The sequence below is a fragment of the Desulfobacteraceae bacterium genome (assembly GCA_022340425.1).
Classification (GTDB): domain Bacteria; phylum Desulfobacterota; class Desulfobacteria; order Desulfobacterales; family JAABRJ01; genus JAABRJ01.
In genome coordinates, this window is sequence record JAJDNY010000113.1 from 1 (window position 1) to 24259 (window position 24259).

General features: G+C 57.3%; 27 protein-coding genes, 1 tRNA gene and 1 pseudogene. 12 read left to right on the forward strand and 17 right to left on the reverse strand.

Going from position 1 to position 24259, the window contains the following annotated elements:
- A partial coding sequence (locus tag LJE63_09825; GenBank protein ID MCG6906911.1) for an Ig-like domain-containing protein occupies positions 1-1153 on the forward strand: 1153 nt, incomplete at its 5' end.
- A 280-nt stretch (positions 1154-1433) separates the two neighbouring features.
- Here LJE63_09825 and LJE63_09830 read toward each other — a convergent pair.
- Positions 1434-1601: a hypothetical protein gene (locus LJE63_09830; GenBank protein ID MCG6906912.1), complete on the reverse strand. Its 168-nt coding sequence runs from the start codon at positions 1599-1601 to the stop codon at positions 1434-1436.
- Here LJE63_09830 and LJE63_09835 point away from each other — a divergent pair.
- The 11 genes and pseudogenes from LJE63_09835 (at position 1530) to LJE63_09885 (ending at position 11768) form a co-directional block, all read left to right on the forward strand.
- Complete coding sequence (locus tag LJE63_09835) at positions 1530-2681, forward strand: type II secretion system F family protein (GenBank protein MCG6906913.1); 1152 nt, start codon at positions 1530-1532, stop codon at positions 2679-2681. The two genes, LJE63_09830 and LJE63_09835, sit on opposite strands and share 72 nt — an antisense overlap.
- Positions 2682-2759: 78 nt before the next feature.
- Positions 2760-4508: a Flp pilus assembly complex ATPase component TadA gene (gene tadA / locus LJE63_09840; GenBank protein ID MCG6906914.1), complete on the forward strand. Its 1749-nt coding sequence runs from the start codon at positions 2760-2762 to the stop codon at positions 4506-4508.
- A gap of 103 nt (positions 4509-4611) precedes the next feature.
- Positions 4612-5703 carry a hypothetical protein gene (locus LJE63_09845; protein MCG6906915.1) on the forward strand — a complete coding sequence of 364 codons (1092 nt, stop codon included), beginning with the start codon at positions 4612-4614 and terminating at the stop codon, positions 5701-5703.
- A gap of 6 nt (positions 5704-5709) precedes the next feature.
- Entirely contained in the window at positions 5710-6366 is a 657-nt protein-coding gene (locus tag LJE63_09850; protein MCG6906916.1) for a PilN domain-containing protein, read from the forward strand.
- Between the two features lies 1 nt (position 6367).
- Entirely contained in the window at positions 6368-6910 is a 543-nt protein-coding gene (gene pilO, locus LJE63_09855) for a type 4a pilus biogenesis protein PilO (protein ID MCG6906917.1), read from the forward strand.
- A 22-nt stretch (positions 6911-6932) separates the two neighbouring features.
- The gene (locus LJE63_09860) at positions 6933-7508 is read left to right on the forward strand and encodes a hypothetical protein (protein ID MCG6906918.1); all 576 of its coding nucleotides are present in this window, start codon (positions 6933-6935) and stop codon (positions 7506-7508) included.
- A gap of 115 nt (positions 7509-7623) precedes the next feature.
- The gene (locus tag LJE63_09865) at positions 7624-9981 is read left to right on the forward strand and encodes an SPOR domain-containing protein (GenBank protein MCG6906919.1); all 2358 of its coding nucleotides are present in this window, start codon (positions 7624-7626) and stop codon (positions 9979-9981) included.
- Positions 9981-10451 (forward strand): type II secretion system GspH family protein, encoded by a 471-nt coding sequence (locus LJE63_09870; GenBank protein ID MCG6906920.1) that lies wholly within the window; start codon positions 9981-9983, stop codon positions 10449-10451. The genes LJE63_09865 and LJE63_09870 overlap by 1 nt, the downstream gene beginning before the upstream one ends.
- A pseudogene (locus LJE63_09875) lies at positions 10448-10573 on the forward strand (prepilin-type N-terminal cleavage/methylation domain-containing protein). The gene LJE63_09870 and the pseudogene LJE63_09875 overlap by 4 nt, the downstream one beginning before the upstream one ends.
- 347 nt (positions 10574-10920) lie before the next feature.
- Positions 10921-11400 (forward strand): hypothetical protein, encoded by a 480-nt coding sequence (locus tag LJE63_09880; GenBank protein ID MCG6906921.1) that lies wholly within the window; start codon positions 10921-10923, stop codon positions 11398-11400.
- Complete coding sequence (locus tag LJE63_09885; protein ID MCG6906922.1) at positions 11397-11768, forward strand: hypothetical protein; 372 nt, start codon at positions 11397-11399, stop codon at positions 11766-11768. The genes LJE63_09880 and LJE63_09885 overlap by 4 nt, the downstream gene beginning before the upstream one ends.
- Before the next feature lie 613 nt (positions 11769-12381).
- Here LJE63_09885 and LJE63_09890 read toward each other — a convergent pair.
- The 16 genes from LJE63_09890 to kdsA form a co-directional block, all read right to left on the reverse strand.
- Positions 12382-13440, reverse strand: coding sequence for a sigma-54 dependent transcriptional regulator (locus LJE63_09890; protein MCG6906923.1), 1059 nt, complete (start codon positions 13438-13440; stop codon positions 12382-12384).
- Positions 13441-13527: 87 nt separating this feature from the next.
- A complete protein-coding gene (locus tag LJE63_09895) occupies positions 13528-13908 on the reverse strand; it encodes a response regulator (protein MCG6906924.1) in 381 nt (126 codons plus the stop codon).
- Positions 13909-14314: 406 nt separating this feature from the next.
- Positions 14315-14400 (reverse strand) — tRNA-Leu (locus tag LJE63_09900).
- An 11-nt stretch (positions 14401-14411) separates the two neighbouring features.
- Positions 14412-14768 carry a preprotein translocase subunit SecG gene (gene secG / locus LJE63_09905; protein MCG6906925.1) on the reverse strand — a complete coding sequence of 119 codons (357 nt, stop codon included), beginning with the start codon at positions 14766-14768 and terminating at the stop codon, positions 14412-14414.
- 18 nt (positions 14769-14786) lie between these two features.
- Positions 14787-15548, reverse strand: a complete 762-nt coding sequence (gene tpiA, locus LJE63_09910) for a triose-phosphate isomerase (protein MCG6906926.1) — start codon at positions 15546-15548, stop codon at positions 14787-14789.
- A 29-nt stretch (positions 15549-15577) separates the two neighbouring features.
- Entirely contained in the window at positions 15578-16582 is a 1005-nt protein-coding gene (gene gap, locus LJE63_09915; GenBank protein ID MCG6906927.1) for a type I glyceraldehyde-3-phosphate dehydrogenase, read from the reverse strand.
- Positions 16583-16634: 52 nt separating this feature from the next.
- Entirely contained in the window at positions 16635-17051 is a 417-nt protein-coding gene (locus LJE63_09920; GenBank protein ID MCG6906928.1) for a PTS fructose transporter subunit IIA, read from the reverse strand.
- Entirely contained in the window at positions 17048-17923 is an 876-nt protein-coding gene (rapZ, locus tag LJE63_09925) for an RNase adapter RapZ (protein MCG6906929.1), read from the reverse strand. Before rapZ ends, LJE63_09920 begins: the two co-directional genes overlap by 4 nt.
- Positions 17924-18013: 90 nt before the next feature.
- Positions 18014-18475 carry a PTS sugar transporter subunit IIA gene (locus LJE63_09930; GenBank protein MCG6906930.1) on the reverse strand — a complete coding sequence of 154 codons (462 nt, stop codon included), beginning with the start codon at positions 18473-18475 and terminating at the stop codon, positions 18014-18016.
- A gap of 74 nt (positions 18476-18549) precedes the next feature.
- A complete protein-coding gene (raiA, locus tag LJE63_09935; GenBank protein ID MCG6906931.1) occupies positions 18550-19083 on the reverse strand; it encodes a ribosome-associated translation inhibitor RaiA in 534 nt (177 codons plus the stop codon).
- A gap of 17 nt (positions 19084-19100) precedes the next feature.
- Positions 19101-20534, reverse strand: coding sequence for an RNA polymerase factor sigma-54 (gene rpoN, locus LJE63_09940; GenBank protein MCG6906932.1), 1434 nt, complete (start codon positions 20532-20534; stop codon positions 19101-19103).
- Positions 20535-20536: 2 nt separating this feature from the next.
- Positions 20537-21259, reverse strand: coding sequence for an LPS export ABC transporter ATP-binding protein (gene lptB / locus LJE63_09945; GenBank protein MCG6906933.1), 723 nt, complete (start codon positions 21257-21259; stop codon positions 20537-20539).
- 61 nt (positions 21260-21320) lie between these two features.
- Positions 21321-21941 carry a lipopolysaccharide transport periplasmic protein LptA gene (gene lptA, locus LJE63_09950; protein ID MCG6906934.1) on the reverse strand — a complete coding sequence of 207 codons (621 nt, stop codon included), beginning with the start codon at positions 21939-21941 and terminating at the stop codon, positions 21321-21323.
- Positions 21922-22500: an LPS export ABC transporter periplasmic protein LptC gene (gene lptC / locus LJE63_09955; GenBank protein ID MCG6906935.1), complete on the reverse strand. Its 579-nt coding sequence runs from the start codon at positions 22498-22500 to the stop codon at positions 21922-21924. The genes lptA and lptC overlap by 20 nt, the downstream gene beginning before the upstream one ends.
- A complete protein-coding gene (locus tag LJE63_09960) occupies positions 22490-23038 on the reverse strand; it encodes an HAD-IIIA family hydrolase (protein ID MCG6906936.1) in 549 nt (182 codons plus the stop codon). Before LJE63_09960 ends, lptC begins: the two co-directional genes overlap by 11 nt.
- Positions 23039-23084: 46 nt before the next feature.
- A complete protein-coding gene (kdsA, locus tag LJE63_09965; protein ID MCG6906937.1) occupies positions 23085-23912 on the reverse strand; it encodes a 3-deoxy-8-phosphooctulonate synthase in 828 nt (275 codons plus the stop codon).
- Positions 23913-24259: the final 347 nt, after the last annotated feature.

The window sequence follows — 24259 nt, forward strand, 5'->3', positions numbered from 1 at the left end:
TCAATTGTTTTTGATTCTGGCGATTTTGGCTTTTCTGCCGCTGAGTTCGATGGCCGGCAGCGCCACTTTGAACTGGCAGCCGAATCCCGAAAACGACCTTGACGGCTACCGCGTGTACTACGGCACCTCCTCCCGCACCTATGGCCCGCCGCTGAATGTGGACACCACCACCTGCACCCTGGACCCGCTTTCCGAGGGCGCGACCTACTATTTTGCCGTTACGGCGTATGACACCTCGGGAAACGAAAGTGGCTTTTCGACTGAAGTCCACAAGAGCATCAATGACGGCACCATTCCCACCATTGCGCTGTCCTCGCCCACCAGCGGCGGCAGCTACGCCACGGGGAACTCCTCCCTGACGGTGAGCGGCACGGCGGGCGACAACGTGGGGGTGACGCAGGTGACCTGGAAAAACGACCGCGGCGGCAGCGGCACGGCCAGCGGCACGAGCAGCTGGTCGGTCAACGGCATTCCGCTTTCTGTCGGTACCAACACCCTGACCTTCACGGCCAAGGACGCGGCCGGCAACAACGGCAGCAAGACCTTGGTGGTGACCTACAGCGCCCCCGACACCACGGCCCCGACGGTATCGCTCAGCACCCCCACCAGCGGCGGCAGCTACGCCACCGAAAGTGCCGCAATGATGGTTACCGGCACGGCGACGGACAACGTGGGCGTGACGCAGGTGGCCTGGAGCAACGACCGCGGCGGCAGCGGCACGGCCAGCGGCACCGGCAGTTGGACGGCGGCCAGCATAGCGCTTCACGAGGGAGTTAACAATTTGACCTTTACGGCCGAGGACAAAGCCGGCAACCAAGGCAGCAAAACGCTGGCCGTGACTTACACGGCGCCCGTCCAGGCGTCCTCGGATCAGGTGGTCCCGGCGGTGCGGATTGTTTCCCCCACCAGCAGGTCAAACTATTTTTCGCGGATTCGAAGCGTTGATCTGGCCGGAACGGCTTTCGACAATAACCAGGTGGCAAAAATCACCTGGCAGAATTCACGCGGTGAAACGGGTACCGCCTCCGGAACGCAAAATTGGGCCGTCACCGGGATCCCGCTGGATCGCTGGATCAATACGGTCACCATCACCGCCCACGATGCTGCCGGCAACACCAACACGGCGAGTCTCAGAGTTTTCTGCTGGCGTTGAGAATTCTAAAAACCCCGGAGGGCGCCGCCCCCCGGGGTTTTCAGCCTTTCAGTCGGGAGTTGCCGCGGCCCCTCGGGCCGGCAGCTCCCGGCACTTTTTGAGCGTCCCACGAACCTTAAAATAGCGTTTCGAAACTGGAATTATATATGGTATGCTTTATGTGAATACAATCTTGGAATTTTTAACCCCACCGCAACCCTCTCCCAGCGGGAGAGGGAGTTCGAGGGAAGCGAAATCAATGACCCTTCGAAATATAAAATAAAAATGGTCTTTAAATTTTTCAAAAAGCGACACGCCCCGCACCGGTCCCCTTGAGCCCATGCCGACATTTCGATGCAAGTTCGCGACCCCCGCCGGCAGCGTCGTTGAAAAGACATTGATTGCCGACAACAAAAGCGCCCTCAAAGATTTTCTGGAGGAAGAAGGCAATTTTGTTCTCAAGATTCACGGTACCGAACGGATCCTTGCGGGTTTCAGGTGGCGAGGGCGTCGCAAGCCGTTTCGTCTGAGAGATTTTCTCTCCTTCAACCAGGAATTTGCGGTCCTGATCAAGGCGGGGCTGCCCATTTTGAGCGCCCTGGACACGGTTTTGGAAAGAAGCGGCAACAGCGATCTTTATGATCTGCTCAGAGAGGTGCGAAACGATGTTTCCACAGGCGAGTCGTTATCCGGGGCCTTCGGCAAATTTTCATCCGTTGTATCCAGTCTTTACGTGGCCTCCCTGCAGGCCGGTGAAAAAAGCGGAAGCATTTCCCTGGCAATCTCGCGCTATATCGCCTACATAAAAAAAATGCTGGCCATTCGCCAGAAAGTGATAACGGCATCCATATATCCCGCGATTTTAACAACGGTGTCGGTTTTTGTCCTCGTGTTTCTGATGGTGTTTGTGGTGCCGACCTTCACCGCAGCCTATTTCGATTCCGGCACCCAGCTGCCGGCCATAACGGTTGTATTGGTGGCCGTCAGCCACGCCCTGAAAAACAATATTTATTGGCTCATCTTGCTTGCCGCGGGGTGTTGGGCGGGCTTGACCTACGCCAAAAGGAGCACGACGGGCAAACGCTTTCTGGATCGGTTGAAGCTTCGTACACCGCTTCTTGGCGACATCTTTTTGACGTACTATATCTCACGGTTGGCCAGGACGCTTGCCACGGTTCTTGCCAGCGGGATGCCCCTGGTGGATGCGGTGCGCATCGCATCCGGGACGATGGACAATTCTTTCCTGAAAGAAACGATTCAAAGGGTGGTCAAGCTGCTTGAAGAGGGGGGCGGGTTTGCGGCTTCTCTCGAGCGGGTTCAGGTTTTTCCGACGATGGCGATAAGAATGGTCGATGCCGGCGAAAGCGGTGGCGCCCTGGAAGCGGTGCTGGACGACGTTGCAGACTTCTACGAAATGGACGTCGACGCCAAGCTGACAGTGCTCACCTCGGCGATTGAACCGGCCCTCATGGTCATCATGGGGCTGTTGATCGGCTTTATCGTGCTGGCAATGTATCTGCCGATTTTCCAACTGGCCGGTGCCATTTAGACACGGCCGCTTCACCCCGTAAATTACGCCATTCCAGCCACCGGCTTCGAAAACCGATCACGTTAAAACTGAATAAAAATGTCCGTTAAAGCCTACAAAAAATTAAAATTCGGCGATCTCGCGATCAAGATGGGGTTCATGACCCGGAAGCAGCTGGATTATGTGACCTCCAAAAAGAATATCACCAAGCAGCGCATCGGCCATATCTGCCTGCAGGAAGGACTGGTCGACGACGAGATCATCGCCCAGATTACAGCCGCCCAATTCTCCTACGATTATGTCCAGATCGACGGCATCGAAGACCCCACCCTGCTGGAATTGGTGCCGCTGGAGTTCATGACGCGCTATCAGTTCGTGCCCTACCGGCGCGAGGGGGACACCCTGGTGATCGCCATGGCGGACCCGATGAATTTCCTGAAGGCCATCGATGCCTTGGAAATGCTGCTGGATTTAAGCGTCGCCATCGTCGTCGTCAGCGAAACCCGAATCAAAAACCTCCTCAAAAAAATAGAAACCTCCCGCAGTGTGCTGGATTCGGTTTCCGATGACATGCGCCTTTCGCTGGTTCGTGAATCCGACAAGGGCGAGGATATTCTCAGCCTGGAGAAGCTCTCGGCGGAAGAAAGCCCAATCGTCAAACTGGTGAATTCCACCATTCTGGATGCAATCAACAAACGGGCCAGCGATATCCACATCGAAACCTCCGAGCAGGGTGTTATCATCCGCTACCGTATCGACGGAATGCTTCACCAGGCGACCGATCCGCTGGATGTTCAGCATCAGGGCACCATCGTTTCGCGCATCAAGATCATGTCCGAGCTGGACATATCCGAAAAACGCATCCCCCAGGACGGTCGCTTCAAACTCAAGGTCCAGGACCGTTACATCGACTTTCGGGTTTCCATCCTGCCGACCATTTTTGGAGAGGATGTGGTGATCCGCATCCTTGACCGGGAATCGCTCGCCGCCGATGTTGGCGAATTCAAGCTCGAAAGCCTGGGGCTGCCCGCGCGCGAGATGCACCGCATTCGGCGGATGATCCAGGCGCCTTACGGGATGTTCCTGATGACCGGTCCCACCGGCAGCGGCAAAACCACGACGCTTTACATGGCGATTTCAGCGGTCAACAGCACCGAGGCCAAAATCATCACCATCGAAGATCCCGTTGAATACCAGCTGAAGGGCATCGTTCAGATTCCCGTCAACGAAAAAAAAGGGTTGACCTTCGCCCGGGGGCTGCGTTCCATTTTGCGGCACGACCCGGACAAGATTCTCGTCGGCGAAATCCGGGATTCCGAAACCGCCCAGATCGCACTGCAGTCGGCCCTGACCGGGCACCTGGTTTTCACCACCGTGCATGCCAACAGCGCCTTCGAGGTGATCAACCGCTTCATCCACATGGGCATCAAGCCCTACAATTTGATGGCTGCCTTGAATTGCATCGTGGCCCAGCGGTTGATGCGAACCCTGTGCGTCTGCCGGGAGCCGGTGACCTATTCCCAGGCCCAACTGGCCGAGTGGGGGCTGGCCCCCGCGCGCTACCGGGAGCATGTGTTCTACGAGGCCAAGGGGTGCGATCTCTGCAAAGGCACCGGCTACAAGGGCCGCAAAGCCATCATCGAACTCATCGAAATGGATGACGTCATTCGCGAGCTCTTCATTCAAAAAGCGCCGCTTGCCGAGCTCAAAAAAACGGCGGCGGCAGCCGGCACCGTGTTTCTGAGAAACGCCGCCCTGGCAGAGGTTATTGGAGGGCAAACAACCTTCAAGGAAGCCAACCGGGTCACGTTCATCGAGCCCGAAGGTTGTATGATCGAAACGCAATGAACTTTGAGCGTACCCCAGAAAGCGGACTTTTCGGAACCGTCAATTGTGATGAACCAGTAAAAATTCAAAATCCAGACAGTTTCGTAAAAAGGTCAAGTTCAAGGTGCGCAAATCTCGAGGAGTGAGGCGTACACCTCTACGCCGCAGCGACTTCGAGATGCAGCGCAACGCAGAAATTGGGCTTTTTACGGAACTGTCAATTGTGAACAGCTGCTCTATGCGTTTACCTATAAAGGACCGGCTGGTGCCGATGATCTCCTATTTCAGGCAAAACTATGTCGGCATCGAAATCAGTTCGACCTCCGTCAAGCTCGCCCAGGTCGAAAGATCCAAAGACGGTTGGCGGCTTTTGCACCACAAACGTGTGGCACTGCCCGAGACGACCCTCCAGGCCTCCTTTCGGACGCAAAATATTCTGGACAAGCCCAAACTGACCGAGGTCTTGCGGGAAGTCTTGGCCGGGCTCGACCAGCGGCCTGCCCGGGTGGGGCTTTCGATCCCGAATGAAAACGTCAAATTGTCCATCCAGAAATTCGATGCCCTTCCGGGCAGCCGTCCGGAAGTCGAGAAAATGATCGCCTGGTGGGCCGAAAAAACCTTTCGTTTTCCGCCCAATTCCGCCCAGATTTCATTTCAGCCGGCCGGTCGGGCAACCGCCGGCAGCCAGCGGCTGCTGGTATCCATCGGCAACCGGGAGGTGATCCGGGAATACGAGAGGGCTTTGCAGGAGGTTAAGCAGGAAGCCGAGGTGATTCGGCCCGCCCGGATCAACCAGTTTAACTTTTACCGAAGCCTTTTGCCCGACGCGGGTACCATTGCTTACCTTGGCTTGTTCGAAAACTTCTTCTGCCTCTTCGTTTTTGAAGATGCCCGGTTGACTTTTTATCACGGCGTCAAACGTGGCTTTTCAAATCTCCATTTTTTCCAGGATGTGGACATGACCATGCAGCATTACCTGGGGTTGAACCCGGATGGCGAAATCGAAAAACTGTTCGTTGCCAGCCAGGTCGGGTTTCATCGCGAATTGGAGGAGGTGTTTAAAAATCTCAGCGACATGAAGGTGGAAATTTTAAATGAGAACAGCCTGATCGCGATTCCTTCGGGGCCATCCGAGGAGGCTGATTCACGCGTGTTGGCTGGCACCTATGCGGCTGCCGTCGGTGCGGCGCAAAGCCTTTCGCTCATTGGAGAATGATTCGATTTGGACGCGATCAAAATCAACCTGGCGACCTTCGATTTTCGTTACCAGCGTATCGCCCGACTCGTGCTGATCGGGGTTGCGGCTTTCGTGCTGCTGGTTTCAGTCAATGCCATCCGGATCTGGTTTCAAAACCAGGGCCGGCTAGCGGCCCATCGACAAAAAATCGAGCGTCTCGAAAGCAGTCTGGCCGAACAACGCGGCCAGCAGAAAGCCCGGGCAGACCGAGGCGGTGGCGGAGAACCTGAAAAAATTGAAAACAACATCATCCGAATTTCGCGATTGGTGGCACGGGATGTCTTCCCCTTTGACCGCCTCCTGGATATGCTGGAAGCCAATCTGCCGGACGGGGTCCACCTGGGGCGCCTGGAGGCAAACGAGACCATCGGCGCCGTCCTGCTGGAGGGCGTTGCCGAGTCTATGGACCGGGTCACTGTTTTCGTCAACCAACTCGAGTCGCTGGAGGAAGTCAGCCGCATCGCCCTTTCCAAGCTCACCTTCCAGGATGAGAAGGACGGAAATTCAGCCCCAGGCCCGCAGCAGATTTCCTTCGTGATCGAGGGGAACCTCGCCCTTGAAACTTTTTTGCCGGCGGAAACCTATGGTCACCTGGCTTCAATTCTGAAAGCCCCGATCGCCGCGTCTGTGAAGGAAAAGTAGGATGGAGTTTGAACGTTTTCTGGCGGCTGCCCGAAAAAGTCGGGTCCTCTGGGGGCTCTGTTTGCTTTTGCTGATGCTCAACGCCGGTTTTTACGTTTTTTTCATCCGGGGTCAGCAGCAGCAGATTCGCGACCTGCAAACCCGGTATTCCCGTCAGCGTGCTGAACTGGCACAGTTTTCCAAGACTTTCGGCAGCGGTGAGCTGTACGCCAAACGTGTGGCCGTGCTGGAAGCCTTTCAAGACCATTTGCCTCAGAAGATCGCCTTCACCGAAAAGGCCGCTGAAATTGACGCGCTATTGCAAAAAAACGGCCTGCGGGTTGAAAAAATGAGTTTCGCTCCCAGCGAGGCCAAAGAGCTGGGGCTCTGGAAATACGCCACCTCCCTGGCGGTTAAAGGGTCTTATGCCAGCTTGAAGGCCTTTCTGGCAGATCTCCAGAACTCCCCCAGTCTCTTTGCGATCGAAAAACTGGGGTTCGAAAATGACCCGGCAAATAAGGGCGCACTTCAGATGACCCTGAACATTTCAACCTTTTTTCGATGATCCCCGATACGGCGGCGGTTTGATGGACAACAAAAAGAAGCTTCTCACCGTTTTGCTTTTCGTTCTGGCCGCGCTGCTGGTCTACCGTTTGATGAACCCGTTTCGTCAGCAGCGGGTGGATCAGCTGACTTACACCGGCAAGAGCGCCGGGGAGAGCCGTCTGGTGGACTCACAGAATTCCCCGATGGGGCTGCCCCAAGAGGCCGATTTTCTCCTGACGCTGCTGCAACACCCCCCGGAGCGTTCCGGGCGGGTAACCAACCCCGGTTTTTGGGGGCCCGGCGACCGGCCGCCCCAAGGCGAATCGGCGCCGCCGGAAACCGAGCCGGATTCGGATGCCGGGGCCGATTCGGCCAACGCGACGCTTGATCCCACGCTTCAGGTAAAGCAGGACCTGAGCCAGTTTCGGATTTTCGGCTTCTTTAAAAGCCGCGGGGAGCTTGCCCTTTTCATGGAGCGCGGCAAGGAAATTCTCGTTGTCCGCAAAGGCGACCGGATCGATGGGGTATACCTGGTGGCGGATATTACCCCCCAGGTTTTGACCATCCGGGCGGAAAATATCGATGAGGCGGTTCATATCGATTTGGGTGAATTTTGACGGGGCCTACCAGGCGGTGCAGCGCCACATCGGCAACGATCTCTAGTCGCATTGCGGTGCGGTGCGGCGGTCGGGTTTTTTTAAGAAACTGTCAACTTAAAAGAACGGATAAGGCATGATGAACAGTTTTCGGTTAAACCTTTTGGTGGTGAAGAGTGCTGGCGCACCCGCGTTTCGGACCGCAGCCGCAATTGGGGCCTCGAAACCGTTCTGCAAGCTGACGCCCGTAAAACAGCCGGTCGCTTTTGCCTTGCGGATGCTGCTGCTGCTGGCGGTTCTGACCGCACTCTGCGGATGCAGCGCCACCACCTCTCTTATGGACGAAGGTAAGCAATCCGCCACGGCCGGCGACTGGGACAGCGCCGTTAGAAGTTATCAGCAGGCCTACCAGGAAAACCCCAACAACCCGGAAATCAAGCTGCTCTTGAACCGGGCCCGGGGGGAGGCCTCGCGGTATCACAAGGCCCGAGGGGAGGTACTTTTAGAGAACAGGCGCTTCAATGAGGCCATCGGCGAGTTTCAGATCAGCATCAGCATGAATCCGGCCAACATCCGGGCGGGCGAACTGCTGCTGAAAGCCCGCAACCTCAAGGAGGCCGACCATTACTTCACCAAGGCCGAAACCATGGTCAAGGTCGAAAAATATGACCAGGCCCGGGAGCTTTTTCAAAAGGCCCTGGAGTTGAATCCCGACAGCCAAGACGCCCGCGAGGCACTGTCTTATTTTGAAAAAAAGGAAGCGTTCCCCCCAAAGTTCAATCTGAAGCTGAAATCCCGCGCCCCGATCTCTTTGAAATTCAAAAACTCCCCGATTCTCAACGTGTTCGAGGTGCTCACGAAGCTTTCCGGGATCAATTTCATTTTCGACAAGGACCTGCAGGACAACCGGGTGACGCTTTTCATGACCGATGTGTCTTTTGACCATTTCCTGGAGGTGCTGCTGAAAACCAGCAACCTGGCCGCCAAGGTGGTGGATGAAAAAACCATGATGGTGTATGCCAAGACCCCCGCAAAGGGGAAGGAATACCAGGATCTTCAAATCCGTACCTTTTACCTGAGCACCTTGGAGGCGCCGAAAGTGGTCGAGATGTTGTCCAAAATTTTCAAGAGCGATGACATCAGCGCCAATGAGCAATTAAACACCGTCGTGGTCCGGGGACCCAAGGAAGTCATCGAACTGTCCGGAAAAATCATCGAAGCCAATGACCGCGCCCCGGCCGAGGTCCTGCTGAATATCGAGATTCTTGAGGTCAGCCGTACAAAAGAAAAGCAGCTTGGCCTGGATTTCAACCCGTATTCCCTGACCCTGGGGGTCGGGGAGTCGGCCCCCAACATCAGTTCCGACTCCACCTTCGCCAATCTGGCGTCCCTGGGGGCTTTGGGGGATATTACCAGCAACGAGCTTCTGCTGGCGGTTCCGACGGTGACCCTGAACTTCCTCAAACAGGACACGGATACCCGGATTCTGGCCAAGCCGCAGCTGAGGGTTCGCAACCGGGAAACTTCCTCGATTCTGATCGGCTCGCGGGTCCCCCTGCGCACCAACCGGCGGGTGGACACCACCGGTGTGGTCACCAATGATTTCCAGTACTTCGATATCGGCGTGAAAGTGAATGCGGAGCCGACCATCAACCTCCACGGGGAAATCTCCTTGAAACTGACCCTGGAGCTCAGTGCGCTGGGACCCAATATCGGAACTGCCGATGACCCCCAGTATGAAATCCTGACCCGGACCGTCAACACGGTGATGACCGTCCGGGACGGCGAGCCGGTCATCGTCGGCGGCCTGATCCAGGAGGACGAGCGCACCACCGTTCGAAAGCTGCCCTTCCTGGGGGAGGTTGCAGCCATGGGAAGCATTTTTTCCAACACCGAATCGCGGGCGAACGAAACCGATGTCCTCTTCACCTTCACCCCGATGCTTGCCAGGGCCCAGGAAGTGCCCGGGACCGACGTGCAGGCCTTTTGGTCGGGAAGCGAACAGGACTATTCCCTCAGAGAGCCCTACAGCAGTTATCTGGACAGAAAACAGCAGTACCGCGAAAAACCGGAGAAGGGCCTCTTGGAACACCTCAACCGGCGCGGCCGGGAGGCATCCGCCGGGGACCTGCCGGGGGGGCTCAACGCTCCTGGGTCCGCCCTCCCATCGCCCGGGGGACCGCCCCTGACCACCTCCCGCGCCCCCCGAGAGACTCTCGTCTGGCCGGTCTCACTGCCCTACAGCATTGAGGTAAACGCCTTCAGCCGGGAAGAGGAGGCGCAGCGGCGGCTTCAGGAGATCGCCGGGCAAACCGGTTTTGAATCTTTCACCTTGGTGACCCGCGCTTCTGACGAGGAACCCATTTACCGGGTCTTCGTCGGCAAATTCAAAGACCACGAAAGTGCCCGGCACGCCGGTGAAGAGCTGAAAAAATCGCCCCTTTTTGCCGAGGATATTCACGTCGTGGCGCGTTCCGAGGCCCTGGCTGACTGATGGCGCTTCGGCTTTTCAGATCCGACGCCGGCGTCACCCTGATCGAGCTGGTCGTCACCTTGACCATACTATCGGTGCTGGCCATGGGGATCATGCCCTTATCGGTCATATCCGCCAAACGCGCCAAGGAACTCGAGCTGAAGAGAAATCTGCGCACCATCCGCATGGCCCTCGACGCGTACAAAGAGCGGGTCGATAATGGGGAAATCCCCAAGGAAGCCTTTTCCAGTGGTTATCCCAAGAATCTCGAAATTTTGGTGGAAGGGGTGGAGATTCAAGGCCCGGTGCCTTACAAGGTAAAATTCCTCAGACGGCTGCCCAAAGACCCCATGATCGAGGACGGCGAGTGGGGGCTCCGGTCCTATGCCGACGCGTCGGATAGCACCTCGTGGGGCGGGCAGGATGTGTATGATGTGTATTCCAAAAGCGGGAAAAAGGCCTTGGACGGGACCAATTACAAGGATTGGTGATATTGAGACAGCAAAATCAAAAGGGGTTTACGCTCATCGAGATGATGATCGTGCTGGCGATCATGAGCATCCTGGCCACCATCGCCACCCCCAACCTGCAGCGCTATATCGTGCGCGCCCGGGAAGCGTCCCTCAGGGAGACCCTTTTTGTTTTAAGAGACGTCATTGACCAGCACTACAGCGACCAGGGAAAATACCCGGACAGTCTCGAAGAACTGGTGGAAAGGAAATACATCCGGTCGATTCCGGTGGATCCGATCACAGGCTCAAGCAGCACATGGATAGTCATCCCGCCGGAGGGCGAGGAAGAAGGGGGGGTGTATGATATCCACAGCGGAAGCGACCGGGTCAGCCTGGACGGGGAGCCATACAACGAATGGTGAAAAAGGGGGTGTCGGGAGAACGGGTTGCGGCCAGACGTGGCAGGGGGCTGATCAAGATCGTCGCCGGCAGCGGCGGTTTCACCTTGATGGGGGTGCTGGTGCTGGTGACCATTTCCGGGATCGGCCTGATCGGTGCCAGTCAAAGCTGGCGCACCATTGCCCAAAGAGAGCGCGAGGAGGCGCTTCTTTACGGAGGTGACCAGATCAGAAAAGCGATTGCCGCCTACTTCACCGCCGGTCCATCCGGTGGGGAGGGGGCCTATCCTCAGCGGCTGGAGGATCTGCTGAAGGACCCGCGCTTTCCGGTCATTCAAAGACACCTGCGTAAAATATACCCCAATCCGCTTGATTCCGAGGGTAAGTGGGAATTTGTGCGCGACGGGATGGGACGGATCAAAGGAGTGTTTGCCAATCGGAAGGAGAAGCCGCTTAAGGTAAAAAAGTTTGCGGAAGATTACAGCGAATTTGAAAACGCCAAAACCTACGCCGACTGGAAATTTGTTTTTGTTCCGGGAGGGCCGGCTCCAAATCCGGCCGCACCGGAACAGGCTGGGGGGGAAGGATGAGAAAAAGGAAAATGAACCTTGCACAAGCCTTTGGGATCGCGCTGGTCTGCGGTGTGGTGATGGCCTCCTCGGCGCTGGGGGCCGATCAGCGGGCCGGCGATTTGATGAACGAATTCGGTCAAGCCTTCGAAGCCCTCCAACCGACGGTACCCGGCAGTTCGGTCAACTCCGATTATAAAATCGGTCAGACGGCATTAGGCACATTTTACACCACCAAAACATTGGGCTTGATCTACGACCAGAACCAGGAACTGTCTCAAAAATATGACCGGATGCTTGAAAAGTATGATGAGGTGATTCAGCAAAACCAGGAAATCATCCGTTTGCTGCGTATCATGGCGGGAAAAGAAACTGAAGATTCGCCCTGATAGAAGCCCTGCGGCGGTTGCACTGAAAATTCAACCGTCCGTCTGCAGCCGCGAAAAAAGCCGCGGGGTTTTTCTTCTGTCTTTTCCGCTGCGGCGATCCTCTCCGCTGCGTCTTTCCGGAATGTGCGAGGTGTAGCAATACTGCCTCCGCTCGATACCGGAGCGGCGCCCCCCATTGTCCCGCAGTTTGATTTTGTAATTGAATTCGTTCATCTCTTTCGAATTTTAAAGCTCAAGACAGCCCACCCATTTCCGCCGGATGGGCAGAACCAGCGAAGGCCAGCGTCGCCCAAACCAACAGCAGGAAACGTTATGGTCGGTTACTGGTGATATCTGAGGTGCTGCAGGGACTGGGGATGAGACACATCAACAGGCTTAAATTTCAGCAAAATTTATGCCTACTGTGGTCGGCAATTACTGGATGCGCTCGAAGGGTTTTTTTGGATTTGATAACCAACTAAATTTTATATGAAAATCTTTAAAAATGGCGGCTTTCAGGGAGGTCGGGATTTTCCTTTGGGGCGGCAGTGGTAAAGGCTGGCAAGCGGTTAAGACAAGAATTAAGAAAAAAAAGACCCATTGATGGGTAGGGGAGTTCCTAAACAGAGGAAAATCAGTTCAATTCGCTTTTGGCCTCTCCCGGTGGCTCGATATTGAGATCGGAAATTTTATACAGTAGGGTCTTGTAGCTGATTTTAAGTATTTTGGAGGCTTTGGTGCGATTCCAGGCGGTTTGTTCCAAAACGTAGGAAATGACGCGCCTTTCGATATTTTCCAGCGCTTTTTTCTTGATCTTTTTCAATGCCAGAGAGGCCAGCTCGGGACGGCTCTCGCCATTGAACTCCACAAGGTCGGCAATACCTTTGATTTTTTCGGTGGCCGGTTCGGCCACAAAACCGGGTTTGTGACCCGTCAGCAGGGCGCTGTTTTTTACCAGCTCAGCGACCACCTCCTCCCAATCGCCCAGCACCAGTGCCCGGTTGAGGACGTTTTGGAGCTCCCGGACGTTTCCGGGCCATGAGTATTCTGTCAGCCTTTCGATGATGCGGCTGCTGGGTTTGAGCAGGGGCTTGTTGTGAAACTGGGCCGTATAGCGTTCGATATAGTAATCGATCAGCGGGGGGACATCCTCGGGTCGCTCCCGCAGCGGCGGGATGAAGATTTTGATGATGTTGAGTCGATAGTAGAGGTCTTCCCTGAATGCGCCTTTGCGAATGTCCTGCTCCAGTTCATGGTTTGTGGCTGCGATAATCCAGGTGTCGGTCTTCAGATCCTTTTCCGAGCCCAAGGGGGAGAACTCGCCGCTTTGCAACACATGCAGCAGCTTCCCTTGCAGTAAAAGGGGCATGTCGCCGATTTCGTCCAGAAAGAGAACCCCACCATGGGCCAGCTCGAACTTTCCGCGGCGACGCTGCTCGGCGCCGGTGAAGGCGCCGCGCTCATAGCCGAAAAGTTCACTCTCCAACAGACCCTCGGGAAGAGCGGCGCAGTTGATTTTTACAAAGGGTTTGTTTTTGCGCGGAGAGAGGTAGCAAAGATTCTGAGCGACCACTTCTTTGCCGACGCCACTTTCCCCGGTGATGACGATATTCAGGCCGGTATCGGCGACATGATGGATCAGTTCACGGACTCTCTCGATGCTCTGGCTGACACCAATAATTGGAGGAAGCATATCACAAAGTCTTCAGTTTAAAGGGCATGACGTTAAGCCGGGTAAAGCCCTGGCCGCAAAGGGTTTTCAGCGCTGTGGCGGGCAGACCTAACGGGGTTTGGGGGAAAGCATCTCCGTGATGATCCGGTCAAGTTCCGGTAGCTCGAAGGGCTTCTCCAAAACAAGGTCTGCATGGGCTTCGGTGGCGAGCGCCTCGGGGTGCTCCCCGTATCCGGTAATCGCGATAACCGGGATTTCAGGATACTTCTTCTTGACGATGCTGATGACCGCAACGCCGCTGATACTGGGCATGATCAGATCGGTGATGATCAAGTCGTATCGACCTTGTTCGGCCTCGATCAGTTTCAGCGCATCCAGGCCATTGGCGGCGGAGTCGACTTGGTAGTTTTTTTCATTGAAATAGTTGTAAAGGGATATCAGGACTTCTTCGTTGTCGTCGATGATAAGAAGTTTATTTGGCCTGCCCATCTGTGATTCCCTCTTGGGTGCTGCCGTGGAAAAGGGCGTCTTTGGGACGAGCCCTTGTCAACACCCGGTTGGTGGACGCCTTCCAACAATTTGGCGCCTATGTCAGCGGTGCTGGATCCCCTCGAGCGGGAAAGGGTGGGGGAGGGGAGGAATCAGGCGGAGGATCGTTGGGGCATCAGGGGTGCGGCATAAATAGCCTCCTGTCCACACCGCTTTTTCTTGGGGGCCTCTTGGCGGCCCATCCACCGTTGCCTGCCGCGTCCCCTGGGTCGGCCGGCGTTTAGGGGCGGCGTTGGGCTGGAAAGCGGTGCCACCGGTTGCCGTGCTTCTCAACCCAGACCCCCTGACGTCCGGCAGCCTCTGGTTTTTCGGGAATCGGCGCCGCCACCGTATTCCGAATAAAATGTGGTGCCGAAGGCCGGACTTGAACCGGCACGGGTTTCCCCACTACCCCCTCAAGATAGCGTGTCTACCAACTTCCACCACTTCGGCACTGAAGAACCCTATTCGACCGGTTTCGACGGTGTCTCCGGCGGCCCGGGCTCGGGGGCTGTCTCAGCAATCGGCGGGGGTTGATCTACCGGCTGCTCAGCCGCTGGTTTGGAGTCCATCATGATCGAACTCGTCGGGCGTGATCCCGACATGTAAGCCAAGCCCAAAGAGGTGATCATGAAGATGATCGCTGCCATTGTCGTGGCTTTGCTCAAAAATGTCGAGGCCCCTGTGCTGCCAAAAAGCGTCTGGCTGGAGCCGCCCCCAAAAGCAGCGCCCATGTCGGCGCCCTTACCGGTTTGCAGAAGCACAATCAGAATCAGCGCGATGCAAACTACCGTGTGCACAATGATCAAAAATATCGACATAAGCGAAACGGTTTCTCGTCAATCGAAAAAATGGATGATGGCGTTAAATTCAGCGGCATCCAGACTTGCACCCCCAACCAGAGCGCCGTCGATGTCCGGCATGCCCATCAACTCTTTGATGTTGGAGGATTTTACGCTCCCTCCATACAGGATCCGGGTTGAATTTGCAAGTGAAATTCCCCAGTTGTCAGCAAGGAGGGATCTGAGAAAGTGGTGGACTTGCTGCGCCTGATCTTTGGTGGCGGTTTTCCCGGTGCCGATCGCCCAGATCGGCTCATAGGCAATCACCAGGGAAGAGGGTGTCTTTAGGGAAAGAGTCTTTAAACCCATTTTGAGCTGTTTGTCAAGGACCGAAAAGGTTTGGCCGGCGTCCCGCTCCTTTTCGGATTCCCCGATGCAAAAGACAGGTATCAGCCCGTTTTCAAAGGCGGCGGCCAGTTTTTTGTTGACCGTTGAATCCGTTTCGCCAAAAAGCTGGCGACGCTCCGAATGGCCGATGATGGCGTAGCGGCAGCCTGCGGATACCAGCATGGCGGCGGAAATCTCACCCGTGTAGGGGCCTTCGGGTTCCCAGAAAAAGTTCTGGGCGCCGAGACCGATGGCGCTGGCGCCGATGATGGCGTGCACCCCTGAGAGTGCCGTAAAGGGGGGGGCGATCATCATGTCGCATTCGGTTACATCCCCGGCCAGGGCCACCAGCTGTTTGGCGGTCTCGACCGCCTCCCCCTGGGTTTTGAACATTTTCCAGTTACCCGCAATCAGGGGTTTGCGCTCTTGCATTCCGGCGTCTCCTCGAATTTAGGTCCTCATCAAAGCTGCTGGCCGATCAAAACCGCCAGATCCACCATGCGGCTGGAATAGCCGCTTTCATTGTCATACCAGGCGAGAACCTTGACCAGATCGCCGATCACGTAGGTTGTCGGCGCATCGACGATGGAAGAAAGCGCGGCGCCGTTAAAATCCGATGATACCAGCGGCAGTTCGTTGAAGCCGAGGATGCCGGCCAGCTGGCCTTCGGCAGCCTCCTTGAGGGCCGTGTTGACATCGGAGACGGCAACGCCCTGCTTTTCGATGCTCACAACCAGGTCGACGATGGAAACATTCGGCGTCGGCACCCGCACGGCCAGGCCGTTGAGCTTGCCGTTTAACTCCGGTAAAACCAGCGCCACGGCGCGGGCCGCCCCCGTCGTGGTGGGTATCATGGAAAGGGCGGCGGCGCGGGCGCGGCGCAGGTCCTTGTGGGGGAAGTCCAGCAGCCGCTGATCCCCGGTGTAGCTGTGGATCGTGGTCATCAACCCGTTGCGGATGCCGAAATTTTCCAGCAGGACTTTGGCCACCGGGGCAAGGCAGTTGGTGGTGCACGATGCGTTGGAAACAACGTGATGGTTGCGGGGGTCGTAATGGTTGGCATTGACGCCCATGACGATGGTGGCATCGGGGTCCTTGGCAGGAGCCGAGATGATCACCTTGCGGGCACCCGCCGCAAGATGCTTGGCGGCGCTTTCGCGGTCTCTGAAAAGCCCCGTGCATTCCGCCACAATGTCCACTGCGGCCTCTTTCCAGGGAATTTTTTCGGGGTCTTTGACCGCTGAATATGCCACCCGCTGATCGTCGACTTGGATGCTGTCCGATTCGGCGCTGACAGCGGCGTCAAGGGTGCCGTGGACCGAATCGTATTTCAGCAGGTGCGCCATGGTGGCCGCATCTGAGAGGTCGTTGATCGCCGTCACCTCGATCGCGGGGTTCTTGCGTGCTGCCCTATAGACCAGACGGCCGATTCTGCCGAAGCCGTTAATGCCAAGTTTGATCGTCATGAGTTCTCTCCTTCCGTCCTTTCGCGGTCTGCTATGCGACCGGCCGGCAATCTCAGCCGGTGCGTTTGTTGCCTTTCAAAATGGAGCTGGCCAGTGAAATGCTCTTGCGGCCGTAAATTTCCAGATTGACCGCCAGCTGGGTCAGCGCCTGTTTTTGCCGGGAGCTGTCGGCCCGGATCAAAATCGGCAGGTTGACTCCCGAGATGACCTCGATTTTACCTTCTTCCAAAAAAGAGTAGCTCAGGTTGGAAGGGGTCCCGCCGAACATGTCGGTGAGGATTAAAATCCCTTGGTGCTGGTCAACGGATTTGATCCCCTCGGCAATTTTTTTGCGAAGTTTGTCCGCCGACTCGTTGATGTCGATGGAAATCGCGATGGTGTTGTCCAGTTTTTGGCCCGTAATGAATTCGGCCGCTTCGATGAGGGCCTGGCCGAGCTGGCTGTGGGTAACGATGACAATTCCGATCATAGCACACCCTGATTCTGGATGTCGCGGTGCGTTAAAGTGGCCGGGTGACCCATTTCCTTGATGTGCTCCCAAAGGGCTCGGGCAACTATCACGGAGCGATGCCGGCCCCCGGTACACCCGACGGCGATGGTCAGGTAGGCCTTGCCTTCCTTAAAGTACCTGGGAATGAGGAAGTCAAGCAGATTGAAGTATTTGACCAGGAACTCCGCCGTGTCGCCCTGGGCATAGACAAATTGGCGGACTTCTTCGGTTTCCCCGTCCAGATCACGCAGCTCGGGCACGAAAAAGGGGTTTTTCAGAAAACGGACATCCATGATCAGGTCGGCATCCAGGGGGGTTCCAAATTTGAACCCGAAGGACAAGACGCTGATCCGCATGGTTTTCGCATACCCGGCTTTCGCCGCCCACCCCTGCATGCAGGCCTTGAGTTGATGCACGTTGAAGCCGGTGGTGTCGATGACCGCGTCCGCATCCGCGCGCAGCGTCCGAAGCAGCTTTCTTTCGGCGGCGATCCCGTCCCCGAGCTGGCCGGCGCCGGCAAGCGGGTGGATTCTGCGGGTTTGGCTGTAGCGTCGCACCAGGGTTTCCGCGGTTGCTTCAAGAAAAAGAATCCGGCAGTCAAACCCCTTTGAGCGCAAACCTGCCAGCACCTTGCGGTAGCCTGACAGAAAGCCTTTTTCGCGCAGGTCCATGACAAAGGCCAAGCCTTTACCACCCGCGTTTTGTTCCAGACAGAGCTCGAAAAACCCTGGCAACAGGGCAATCGGCATGTTGTCTACGCAGTAAAAGCCGATATCCTCCAGCGCCGCCAGCGCGCTGCTTTTTCCCGATCCCGAAAGCCCGGTGATGATGATGAAGTCGAAATTTTCCAAGAGACTCGGTTTTACCCGCTGCCGGGTCGCCGTCTGGGTTTGGACTGTGCGGGAGGGCAGGGTCTTGGGGCGACCGCTGCGGACGCCGGGTCAGAACTCTTCGTCGTCATCCTCGGCGATGATGGACATTACCTCATCGGGATTGCCCGCTTTGAGAAGCCGCTCCTTGATGGGGTCGTTTTTTAAGATTTTGGAGATCCTGGCCAGCAGCTTCAGGTGCAGGCCAGTCGAGTTTTCAGGGGTCACCAGGAGAAAAAAAATATGGGTCGGGCGCCCGTCCATGGACTCGAAGTCAACCCCTTGGCGACTCAGCCCGAAACCCAGCACCAGCGACTTGAGCTCCCTGAGTTTGCCGTGGGGAATGCCGATCCCGCCACCGATTCCGGTGCTGCCCAGTCGTTCGCGGTCCATCAGGACCCGAACCAGGTCCTCTGAATTGACCTCGGCAAGACGCGCCACCGGCAAACTCAGTTCTTCGAGCACCCCTTTTTTGTCGCGGGCCTGCAGATCGACGAGAATCGAATCTCTCTGCAACACATCTAAAATTCGCATTTTGTCTTTACCGGCGGCAGGTTGCCTTGCGGGCTCAGCGCGCGCCGCGTCTGCCCCTGCAGGCCCGCACGCCGTCAGCTCCTGGGTTGAATCAGACCGTAGTCCCCGTTTTTGCGCCGGTACAGGACATTGACCCTGTCGGTCCGGGCATCGGTGAATACCAGAAAATTATCCTCGATCAGGTCCATCTGCATGACGGCTTCGTCGACATCCATCGGCTTGTACTCGATGTTTTCCACCAGGATTTCGCGGGTGCGATCCCCCCCGCTTGCGGCGACCTCCGGGAAGCCCACATCCCGCCCCCGGTTTTTGGCTCCCGTGCGCCGGTCGCGGATTTTTTGTTTGCCTCTTTTGATCTGCTTTTCAAGCTTGTCCAGAACCATGTCAATGGCCGGGTACATGTCGTTGGTTTCCTCCCGGCCGTTGATGCTCAGACGATCCCCGACGATGTTGATCTCTGCGATGTGACGAAACTTTTCAACAGACAGCACCACGCTCGCCTCCGCAGGATTGTCGAGGAGTTTGTCGAAGCGGTTCAGTTTATCGGTAACATATGTTTTCAAATGCTCAGAAGGGTCGAGATTCTTGAAGGTAACCGATGTCTGCATGTTTTCAGACCTCCATCTCAGAATTGTTTGCGTTTGTTGGAAGAGAGCAGACCCAGCATTTCCCGGTACTTGGCAACCGTTCGGCGTGCGATGTCGATGTTGGTTTGTTTTAAAATCTCAGCGATCTTGCTGTCGCTGTAAGGTTTTTTGGGGTTTTCGCTTTCGATGATCTGCCGGATTTTATCCTGAACACTGGCCGAGGCGATGGCCTCGCCGTGGACCCGGTTAATAGAACTATTGAAGAAATATTTCAATTCAAAAATACCCTGGGGGGTATAGGCATACTTGTTGGTCGTCACCCGGCTGATGGTGGATTCATGCATGGCGATATCCTGGGCGACATCCCGCAGCACCATGGGCTTGAGATAGGCAATGCCCTTTTCGAAGAACTCGCTCTGAAATTTGAGGATGCTCTCCATCACCTTGTATATGGTTTTCTGCCGCTGGTGAATACTGCGGATCAACCAGGTGGCGGAACGCATTTTTTCTTGGATGTAGTCCTTGGCCTGGGCGGAAATCTTTTCCCCCTCGGTGATGGCCCTCTTGTAGTAGGAATTGACCCGCAGCTTCGGCATGCCATCGTCGTTGAGCAGGATCACGAATTCATTTTCCAGCTTGTAGACGTAGATGTCCGGCGTGATGTACTGTGGCATCTCGTCGCTGTACTGACGCCCCGGGCGGGGCTCCAGGGCCTGAATGACCTTGACCGCGGCATACACCTCGTCCAGGCTCTTTTTGAGCGCTTTGGCGATGGCTTTGAAGTTTTTGTTCTCCAGGTGGTTGAGGTGGTTTTGGATGATCTCCACCACCAGGGTGTTGTCGAGCCCCAGTTGCCGCGCCTGGATCGTCAGGCATTCCCTCAGGTCGCGGGAGCAGACCCCGACCGGATTGAAACTCTGCATGACATCCAGGACTTCCGCCACCTTTTCCGTCGGGCAGCCGCAGTTGGCGGCGATCTCCTCCACGCTGATGTCCAGGTACCCGTCCCGGTTGAGATTGCCGATGATCTGGCTGCCGATATTCTGCTCCTCCTCGCTGGGCGAGGTCATCAGCAGCTGCCACAGGAGATGCGAGCTCAGGGACTCCTTCTGGGCGATGAAAGCTTCGAATTTGGGCGCCTCGCGGTCTTCGGACTCGTAGTTGACCCGCCCGACGGAGTTGTACTCATCGATGAAATTGCTCCAGTCGATCTCTTCGTGGAGCTTTTCCTCGATGGTGACCTCTTTTTCCGGCTGGGGCTCCTCCACCGGGGCCTCGTTGGACTCCATCGTGTTGTCGGCCCCGGGAACCTCCTGAATTTCCTCCAGTGCCGGGTTTTCCTCCATTTCCTGGCGGATCACGTCCATCAGCTCCAGCCGCGACAACTGCAGCAGCTTGATCGCCATCTGCAGCTGGGGGGTCATGATCAGCTGTTGGGTGAGTTTGAGTTGCTGTCTGAGTTCGATGGCCATGGCTACAATCTGAATCCGTCGCCCAGGTAAATCCGGCGAGCTGTTTGACTTGCGGCGATCTTCTCCGGCGGGCCGGACTCTATCACCTTGCCCTGGTTTAATATATATGCTTCGTCGCAGACTTCAAGCGTTTCCCGGACGTTGTGGTCGGAGATCAACACCCCGATGCCGCGGTGCTTCAAGTGGCCGATGATCCCCTTGATGTCGTTGATGGCCAGCGGGTCGATGCCCGCAAACGGCTCGTCCAGCAGAATGAAGGTCGGATCGGTGGCCAGCGCCCGGGTGATCTCCAGCCGCCGCCGCTCTCCTCCGGAAAGCACGCTGGCGCGCTGCGCGGCCAGATGGTGGATGCCGAGTTCCTGCAGCAGGCGCTCGGTCCGCTCACGCTGTTCCGTCTTGGAGGCGGTGACAAACTCCAGGATCGCCAGTACGTTCTGCTCCACCGTCAGCTTTCTGAAGACGGACGCCTCCTGCGGCAGATAGCCGATGCCCTTGCGTGCCCGCAGGTACATGGGGGCCTCGGTGATGTCCTCGTCGTTTAGAAAAACCTGGCCCTGGTCGGGCCTGATCATGCCTACGGTCATGTAGAAGGTCGTAGTTTTGCCGGCGCCGTTGGGGCCCAGGAGGCCGACGACCGCACCGCTTTCCAGGTCCAGGGAGACGTCGTCGACCACCTGCCGGCCGCGGTAGGTTTTGATCAGATTGCGCAGGGATAAAACGGTCATTCTCGTCCAATCAGAAACACAAACCGCCCTGCCCGCCGGGCGGGGCGGCCGCTGCGGGCACCTATCGGCCCTCGGGCAAACCGATGTCCAGTCCCTTGTCACCCGGGAAAAGCACCGCCTCGACACGGCTGTCTTGGCTGCCTTCGACGGTGACGCGTCCGTCGGCCCTGTAGAAGGTGATTTTGCTTCCGGTGATCGAATTGCTGCCGCTGGTGAGGCGCGAGTTTTTGCCCGTCAGCACCAGAATGCTGTCTGCGGTAGTATAGACCGCATGGTCGGCAAATGCAATTCGGTTGTCCATCTGGATCTTGACGTTGCCTTCGGCAACTATCTTTTCGATGGATTCGCCTTCCGGGCTGGGACTTGTTTTGTCCTGGTGCCCGCCGGTGTAATGGATTTTCAAGCTGTCGGCATCGATGACGGTCTCTCCCTGCCGAACGCGGACCTCACCCTTGAATTCCGCCAGGCGGGTGGCGGTGTTGGTCACCAGCTGGCGCGCCGTGATGAGGATTTTCTGCTCATCGGGCTTCGCTTCAGAGGTACTCTTTTTATCGTCGGCGCCTGCCGAAACTGAAGCCAGCAAGATGGCGGCGCCAAAGATCAGCCAGAGCCGGATGCGGCGGTGTAAAAGGCGCTTGGAACCTTTGGGGTCCGCAGGTCTGTTATGACGGGTCGTTTTCACTGAAAACTCCTCTCACATCGCCGTCCAGAACGGCTTGACGGGGGTTCAGGTCATACCGGAAGGTTTTCGCCGTGATCTGCGAGTTTCCGCTGGTGATCCGGACTTCGGTCTGGGATGTCAATATCCGCTTCTGGTGGTCGTAATCCAGCGCCTCGGTGGAAAGCGCCAGGTCCTCTTTGGTGACGCGGACGTTTTCCCGGACGGCGATGTCGTTGGTGTCGGTCCGGAGGGTGCCCCGGTCGGCGGTCAGCAGCATGCGGGTGCCGTCATCCATGAAAAATTCGACCGCCAGGTTCTCCAGCAGCAGCTCTTTGCTTTCGTCCAGATAACGGGCGGAGTCGGCGTCCAGGGACCACTCGGTAATGCCGCCGCGGGTGGCGGTTTGATGGATCTTCTGCAGTGCCAGCTGGGCCTTGTCGTCCAGGGCCGTCAGCAGCACCTCGGGTTTTTCGAAGACGCAGCGCTTGAGGACAAAGCCCCCGGCCAGGGCCACGGCGGCCGCGGTCATCAGGCCCACCAGCAGCAGCTTGAGCCGCTTCACGGGGCTTTTAGATTTCAAGGTCGAAAACCTGCTTGAGGGTTTGGGCCCAAAGCCCCCGGGCTTTCAGAATGGCCTCGCACGCCTCCCGCACCGCGCCCGCGCCGCCCTTGGCCCGGGTCTGGTAGAGGGCGCGGGCCTTGACCAGCTCATGGGCGTCGGCCACGGCAATGGGCGTTCCCACGCGCGCCATGAGCGCCAGGTCCGGCAGGTCGTCGGCGATGAAGGCCGTCTCGGCCGGGCTGACCCGCATCTCCCGGCATATATTCTCCAGCAGGGCCGCCTTGTCGCTGACGGCGTCGTAAAGGTGCGTGATGCCCAGGTTCGCGCAGCGGTGCGACAGGGCCCGGGAGCGTCGGCCGGTCACGATCCCCACGCCGATGCCGGCGGCCATCAGCAGCCGGAGGCCCAGCCCGTCGCGGACGTTGAAGATCTTGATTTCGGCGGCGTCGTCGCCATAGATGATTTCCCCGCGGGTCAACACGCCGTCCACATCCAGCAGCAGCAGTTTGACGGTCTTGAGGGTTTGGTTTTCCAGGGTGTTCATCGATTTTTCCATGTTGGGTGCTGCTTGAGGCCCGTGGCGCTGTTGGCCGCGAAATCTCTCAGCGCGCCAGTTCGTGAATCGCCTTCAGTTGGGCCAATAGCGGCGGCAGCATGTCCAGGCGCAGGGAGTTGGGGCCGTCGCAAAGCGCCCGGTCGGGTTCGGGGTGGACCTCCATGAAAACGGCGTCGGCACCGGCAGCGACCGCGGCCCGGGCCAGAACCGGCGCGAATTGCCGCTGCCCGCCGGAGCTTTGGCCGGCCCCCCCGGGCAGCTGCACGCTGTGGGTGGCGTCAAAAACAACCGGGCAGCCGGTTTGCTGCAAAATCGGGATCGCCCGAAAATCCACCACCAGGTTGTTGTAGCCGAACATGACGCCGCGCTCGGTCAAGAGCACCCGACGGTTTCCGGTGGAAATGATCTTTTCCACAACGTTGGCGACGTCCCAGGGGGCCAGAAACTGCCCCTTCTTGACGTTGACCGGCTTGCCGGTTGTGGCCACCGCCAGCAGCAGATCGGTCTGGCGGCAGAGAAAGGCCGGTATTTGAATCACGTCCAGCACCTCGGCGGCCGCGGCGACCTCGTTCACCGCGTGAACGTCGGAGAGCACCGGCACGTGGAGTTCGCGTTTGATGCGGGCCAGCACGGCAAGCCCGTCTTTGAGCCCCGGCCCCCGGTAGGCGCTGAGGGCGGTGCGGTTGGCCTTGTCGTAGGACGCCTTGAAAATAAAGGGGATCGCCAGCCGGGTGGTCAGTTCCTTGAGAGCGGCGGCGATGGCCAGGGTGCCCTCGGGGGATTCGATCACACAGGGGCCCGCTATCAGGGCCAGCGGCTGCCGGCCGCCGATGCGGAGCGGGCCCACTTCGATTTCCGGGTTTGTGCTCGCCATAAAACTCCTCGTAGCCGCAGCGCGCAGCACCTGCAGATCAAACGGTTCAACAGTCAAAAAAGGAGGCGGGGTGCTGGGTAGCGGTGCGGAAGAAAGATTCCCTCGCCGTCCTGGCCGGCTTTTCGGAAAAGGGGGCTTAAGAGAAAACTGAGGAGGCGTTGCTGCACGTCTTCAAAAAATTGCCCTTGCGCGTTTTTCGTCAACATGTTGTCAACGACGGTGGAGATTTACATGGGCCGCATCCAAAAGTCAAGCTGCGCCCGGCCGCGCTGGGCGAAAACCCGGGCGCCGAAGGGTCTTAGACCCCATTGGGTGGCCGCCGGCGCGCTCACAGAAATTACGCCAAA

What these genes read in the sequence shown, in the direction of transcription:
- tadA (MCG6906914.1), top strand. Translation starts at nt 2,760, where the DNA reads ATGTCCGTTAAAGCCTACAAAAAATTAAAATTCGGCGATCTCGCGATC.
- pilO (MCG6906917.1), top strand. Translation starts at nt 6,368, where the DNA reads ATGGAGTTTGAACGTTTTCTGGCGGCTGCCCGAAAAAGTCGGGTCCTC.
- LJE63_09860 (MCG6906918.1), top strand. Translation starts at nt 6,933, where the DNA reads ATGGACAACAAAAAGAAGCTTCTCACCGTTTTGCTTTTCGTTCTGGCC.
- LJE63_09865 (MCG6906919.1), top strand. Translation starts at nt 7,624, where the DNA reads ATGATGAACAGTTTTCGGTTAAACCTTTTGGTGGTGAAGAGTGCTGGC.
- LJE63_09870 (MCG6906920.1), top strand. Translation starts at nt 9,981, where the DNA reads ATGGCGCTTCGGCTTTTCAGATCCGACGCCGGCGTCACCCTGATCGAG.
- LJE63_09880 (MCG6906921.1), top strand. Translation starts at nt 10,921, where the DNA reads ATGGGGGTGCTGGTGCTGGTGACCATTTCCGGGATCGGCCTGATCGGT.
- LJE63_09885 (MCG6906922.1), top strand. Translation starts at nt 11,397, where the DNA reads ATGAGAAAAAGGAAAATGAACCTTGCACAAGCCTTTGGGATCGCGCTG.
- LJE63_09890 (MCG6906923.1), bottom strand. Translation starts at nt 13,440, where the DNA reads ATGCTTCCTCCAATTATTGGTGTCAGCCAGAGCATCGAGAGAGTCCGT.
- LJE63_09895 (MCG6906924.1), bottom strand. Translation starts at nt 13,908, where the DNA reads ATGGGCAGGCCAAATAAACTTCTTATCATCGACGACAACGAAGAAGTC.
- secG (MCG6906925.1), bottom strand. Translation starts at nt 14,768, where the DNA reads ATGTCGATATTTTTGATCATTGTGCACACGGTAGTTTGCATCGCGCTG.
- tpiA (MCG6906926.1), bottom strand. Translation starts at nt 15,548, where the DNA reads ATGCAAGAGCGCAAACCCCTGATTGCGGGTAACTGGAAAATGTTCAAA.
- gap (MCG6906927.1), bottom strand. Translation starts at nt 16,582, where the DNA reads ATGACGATCAAACTTGGCATTAACGGCTTCGGCAGAATCGGCCGTCTG.
- LJE63_09920 (MCG6906928.1), bottom strand. Translation starts at nt 17,051, where the DNA reads ATGATCGGAATTGTCATCGTTACCCACAGCCAGCTCGGCCAGGCCCTC.
- LJE63_09930 (MCG6906930.1), bottom strand. Translation starts at nt 18,475, where the DNA reads ATGCGAATTTTAGATGTGTTGCAGAGAGATTCGATTCTCGTCGATCTG.
- raiA (MCG6906931.1), bottom strand. Translation starts at nt 19,083, where the DNA reads ATGCAGACATCGGTTACCTTCAAGAATCTCGACCCTTCTGAGCATTTG.
- rpoN (MCG6906932.1), bottom strand. Translation starts at nt 20,534, where the DNA reads ATGGCCATCGAACTCAGACAGCAACTCAAACTCACCCAACAGCTGATC.
- lptB (MCG6906933.1), bottom strand. Translation starts at nt 21,259, where the DNA reads ATGACCGTTTTATCCCTGCGCAATCTGATCAAAACCTACCGCGGCCGG.
- LJE63_09960 (MCG6906936.1), bottom strand. Translation starts at nt 23,038, where the DNA reads ATGGAAAAATCGATGAACACCCTGGAAAACCAAACCCTCAAGACCGTC.
- kdsA (MCG6906937.1), bottom strand. Translation starts at nt 23,912, where the DNA reads ATGGCGAGCACAAACCCGGAAATCGAAGTGGGCCCGCTCCGCATCGGC.